This is a genomic window from Streptomyces sp. SID3343, assembly GCF_009865215.1.
Taxonomy (GTDB): Bacteria; Actinomycetota; Actinomycetes; order Streptomycetales; family Streptomycetaceae; genus Embleya.
Map to the genome: position 1 here is coordinate 1 of NZ_WWJX01001353.1, position 4,479 is coordinate 4,479.

The 4,479-nt window shown below is 70.3% G+C and carries 4 protein-coding genes; 1 reads left to right on the top strand and 3 read right to left on the bottom strand.

Annotated elements, in window-relative coordinates; genetic code table 11:
* From GT354_RS42735 to GT354_RS42745, 3 genes are all read right to left on the bottom strand, one after another.
* On the bottom strand, positions 1-868 hold an 868-nt coding region (locus GT354_RS42735; RefSeq protein ID WP_161362267.1), incomplete at its 3' end, for an ABC transporter permease.
* On the bottom strand, positions 868-1,821 hold the full coding sequence (locus GT354_RS42740) for an ABC transporter permease (protein ID WP_161362270.1): 954 nt from the start codon (positions 1,819-1,821) through the stop codon (positions 868-870). The genes GT354_RS42740 and GT354_RS42735, both read right to left, overlap by 1 nt.
* Positions 1,822-1,885: 64 nt before the next feature.
* Positions 1,886-3,499, bottom strand: a complete 1,614-nt coding sequence (locus tag GT354_RS42745) for an ABC transporter substrate-binding protein (protein WP_346012435.1) — start codon at positions 3,497-3,499, stop codon at positions 1,886-1,888.
* A 265-nt stretch (positions 3,500-3,764) separates the two neighbouring features.
* Here GT354_RS42745 and GT354_RS42750 point away from each other — a divergent pair, with 265 nt between their 5' ends.
* Complete coding sequence (locus GT354_RS42750; RefSeq protein WP_237536015.1) at positions 3,765-4,478, top strand: FCD domain-containing protein; 714 nt, start codon at positions 3,765-3,767, stop codon at positions 4,476-4,478.
* Position 4,479 lies beyond the last annotated feature (1 nt).

Sequence of the window (4,479 nt, forward strand, 5' to 3'; positions counted from 1 at the left end):
CCTTGCCGACGTGGCCGCCGGGGGCGGCCCATGCGTCGGAGATGCCTTCGGCGAGCACGTTGAGCGCGAGCACGGTCAGCAGGATCATCAGGCCGGGGAAGAAGGTGGCCCACCAGCCGCCGGTCAGCACCAGGGTGCGGCCGTAGGCGATCACCGATCCCCACGAGGGGTCGGGGTCGGGCACGCCGGCGCCGATGAAGGACAGGCTCGCCTCGAAGACGATCGCGTCGGCGACCAGCACGGTGGCGAACACCAGGATCGGGGCCGCGCAGTTGACCGCGACGTGCCGGATCAGGATGTGCGGCCGGCGCGCCCCGATCACCCGCTCGGCGGCCACGTAGTCCTCGCCGTACTGCGCGAGCACGTTGGCCCGCACCACCCGCGCCAGCGACGGCGTGTACAAAAACGCGATCGAGAACACGAGCACCGTGAGCGAACTGCCGAAGACCGCCACGAACACGGCCGCCAGCGCCACGTTGGGGAACGCCATCACGACGTCCAGCACCCGCATGACGCCCTCGTCGACCAGCCGCCGCGAGGTCGCGGCCAACGCGCCAAGCAGGCCGCCGAGCACGAGCGCGATGGCGGTGGCGCCCAGCCCGATCGCGAGCGACCACCTGGCCCCGACCAGGAGCCGGGAGAACACGTCCCGCCCGGCCCGGTCGGTACCGAACCAGTGCTCACCGGACGGCCCCTGGGCCGGGATGCCGGAGGCGAGCGGGTCGTGCGGCGCGATCCACGGACCGAGCAGCGCCGCCAGACACAGCAGCGCGAGCGCACCCAGGCAGATCCGGGAGGTCACCGACAGCCGGCGCCATCGGATGCCGGGGCGGGAGAGCCGGCCGACCAGCTCTTGACGCATCATCATCAGGCCTCCCTGGTGCGGGGGTTGGCGAACAGGCAGGCGAGGTCGACGACGAGGTTGACGGCCACGAAGACGACGGCGATGACCAGGACGGTGCCCTGGACCACGGCCACGTCGCCGGAGGTGACGCCGTTGAGGATGAGCGTCCCCAGGCCGGGGAGGCCGAAGATGGTCTCGATCACGACGGCGCCGCCGAGGGCGTAGCCGGCCCGCAGGCCGAGCACGGTGAGCGGGGTGACCAGCGCGTTGCGCAGTACGTTGCGGCCGACGATCAGCAGTGGCGGGAGGCCATTGCCGGCGGCGGTGCGCACGTAGTCGCGGTCCAATTCCTCCACCATCGACGTGCGCACGATGCGGGTGAGCGACGCGCCGACCGGGACGGCGATGGCGACGGCGGGCAGGAACAGGCTCTGCAACCAGGCCCCCACCCCGTCCGCCGGGTTGACGTACCCGCCGGTGGGAAACCACCCCAGCCGCAGCGCGAACTGTTGGATGAGCAGGATGCCGAGCCAGAACGACGGGGTGGCCACGCCGGCCATCGACAGCACCCGGATGATCCGGTCGGGCCACCGGTCCCGGAACAGCGCCGCGACCACACCGAGCAGCAGCGCGCCCAGCGACGCGAACAGCATGCCCAGGAAGGTCAGTTGCAGGGTCAACGGCAGCGCGGTGAAGATCGCGTCCGCGACCGGCTTGCTCGGCGGCGAGGTGACCCCCAGGTCGCCGTGCAGCAGATCGCCCAGGAAGGCGAAGTAGCGCACCACGATCGGGTCGTCGAGGCCGTGCTGCGACGCGTAGGCGGCGCGGGCCGCGTCGGAGGCGCCCTCGCCGAGCGCGTTGTACGCCGGGTCGGCAGGCGAGAACCGCAGGACCACGAAGACGAACAACGTGATCCCCAGGAGAAGGGGCGGGAGGGTGAGCAGCCGTCTGCCGGCCATGCGCAGGATGGTGATCATGGACTCTCGATGGGCGGGAGAGGGGGGTGCGCCCGCGTGGGCGGGTGCGGGTGGGCGTCGCGTGCTACGCGGGGGCGGTGTCCAGGAAGGACAGCCCGGTCGTGGGCAACGGCCGGAAGCCGGTCAGCGCCTTGTCGTTCCAGGCGGTGGCGAGCTTGCGGTGGAAGACGGGGTACAGCGGCACCTGCGCGGCGGCCAGGTCGATCGCCTGCCCCCACAACTGCTTGCGCTTGACCGTGTCGGCCTCCGCGGCGGCGGCGTCGAGCAGTTCCTTGGCCTGGCGACCCTCGGGGGTCTGCGACCACATGTGCCGCTTGTCGGCCCACAGCCCCACGTACCACCAGCGCATCAGCAGGTCGACGTCGTTGCCGAACACCGACGGGTCGCCCGGCGCGGCCATCACCTGGTACTCGCCGTTGTCGATCTTGTTCTTGTACTGGCCGCCGGACTGGCCGATGTCGAGCGTGGTGCGCACGCCGATCCCGTCCCAGCTCTCCTTGATCAGCGGTGCGACGTCCTTGACCCACGCGGTGTCGGTGAGGACGAGCGTGACGTCGAGCCCGCTCACCCCCGCCTCGGCGAGCAGGCTCTTGGCCCTGGCAGGGTCGTAGTCGTACACGTCGGCGGCGCGCCGATAGTCGGGGTGGGTCTCCTGGAGGAAGCTGCTCGCGGGGGTCGCGTTGCCGAGCAGGCCGGTGGCGATGAGCTTGTCCTTGTCCAGGCCCCAGTGCAGCGCCTGCCGCACGCGCACGTCGTCGAACGGCTTGCGGCGCAGGTTGAACATCAGGAACAGCAGCCCGAAACTCTGCACCGAGTCGGCCTTGTGGGCCTTCTTGACCTGGGCGTAGTTGATGTACGGGACGTCCTCGATCACCTGGACGCGGTTGGAGTCCAATGCGGTCACCCGGGCCGAGGAGTCGGCGAGCAGCAGCCAGTTCATCCCGGCGGCACGCGCGGGCTTGGGGCCGTTGTAGGCGGTGTGCTCGGCGAAGACGATCCGGTCGTCCTTGGTCGCGGAGACCATCCGGTACGGGCCCGACCCCACCGGCAGCGCGTCGAACTGCTGCTGCCCCTTGGTGACCGCGGCCCTGGGCACGATCTTGACCACCGATATCCGCTCGGCGAACAGCGCGAAGGCGAACGCGAGCCGGAACTCCACGGTGCCGGCGTCGACCGCCCGCACGTCCTTGAGGAACGGCAGGAACTGGGCGATCAGCGAGTTGTTCGCCGGGTCCAGGATCCGGGTGAAGCTGAAGACGACGTCGTCCGCGGTGACCGGCGAGCCGTCGTGGAAGGTCGCGCCCTCGCGTACCTTGACGCGCCACACGGTCGGTTCGACCTGCTGGGGCATCGTCGCGGCGAGAGCGGCGTAGGGGCTGCGGGTGACCGGGTCGAGGTCGACCAGGCCCTCGAACACGTGCAGGTTGGCCGCGACCGGGAGCGCGCCGGAGGCGGTCATCGGGTCGAAACCGGTGCTCAGCGTGTACGAGAGCCCGGCGTCGATGGTCTTCTTCCCGCTGCCCTTGCCACCGCCCTTGTCGCCGTCGGTGGAGTTGGTCGACTCGGGACCGCACGCGGCGAGCGTGCCGGTGAGCGCGGCGGCCGTGCCGAGTGCGGCGGTGAATCCGAGGAACTGCCGACGGCCCAGGGCTCGGGCGGACGAACGCGGCTCGACCACGACGTCTCCTGTCTTTGTCCGGTATTGAGGGGAACTCGATCGCATCGAACGTCATCGAACAACAACGCCGAATGCGGAACAACCGCTGAACATCAGACATCGGATGTGGAACAAGGGACGTCCTACGTCTAGACTCGGGTGACCTTAGGAGGCCATCCGTGACGCGGTCAAGGGGGCAGGTCGAACCCGCCGGGCGACTACGTTGTGCGACGGGCATCCACAACACGACGAGTACGGTGCGTCCCGACGAGGGACACCCGGCCGGATGGGGGACGCGATGACGGTGCGCAGCAGGCGCAAGAACGGCGTGCAGGAGCAGATCAAGGAACTGATCCTGGAACGCGGCCTGGGCGCGGGCGACTCGATGCCCACCGAAACCGAGCTGATGGAAATCCTCGGGATCAGCCGCAACTCCGTACGCGAGGCGCTCAAGGCACTCCAAGCCGTGGGCATCGTCGAGATCCGCCACGGCTTCGGGACCTACGTCGGCCGGATGTCACTCGTCGCGCTCGTGGACGAGTTGTCCTTCCACGGCAAGCTCGCGCCGACGGGCGGCACCCGCAGCATCACCGAACTGATCGAGGTGCGCGAGGCGTTGGAGGCCGGCCTGATCGGACAGGTCGTCGAGATCGCCGACGACGCCGACCTCGTGGACCTGCGCGCCGTCGCCGAACGGATGGCGGCCGAGGCGGCGGCGGGCGCCGTGTCACCGCTCACGGACCGCCAATTCCACGAGACGCTGTACCGGCCGCTCGGCAACGACCTGATGCTGCGCCTGCTCGCCGCCTTCTGGGACGCCTACGACCGACTCGCCGCCGACCTGCCGCCGATCGGCGAATCCGCCTCGGACGTCGCCGCGCAACACCGCGAGGTGTACGACGCGGTCGCCGCCCGCGACGCCGAACGCGCCCGCCGCGCGGTCACCGTCCACTTCACCGGCATCCGCGGCCGCACCCCACGCCCGACGCCGATCCCGTAAC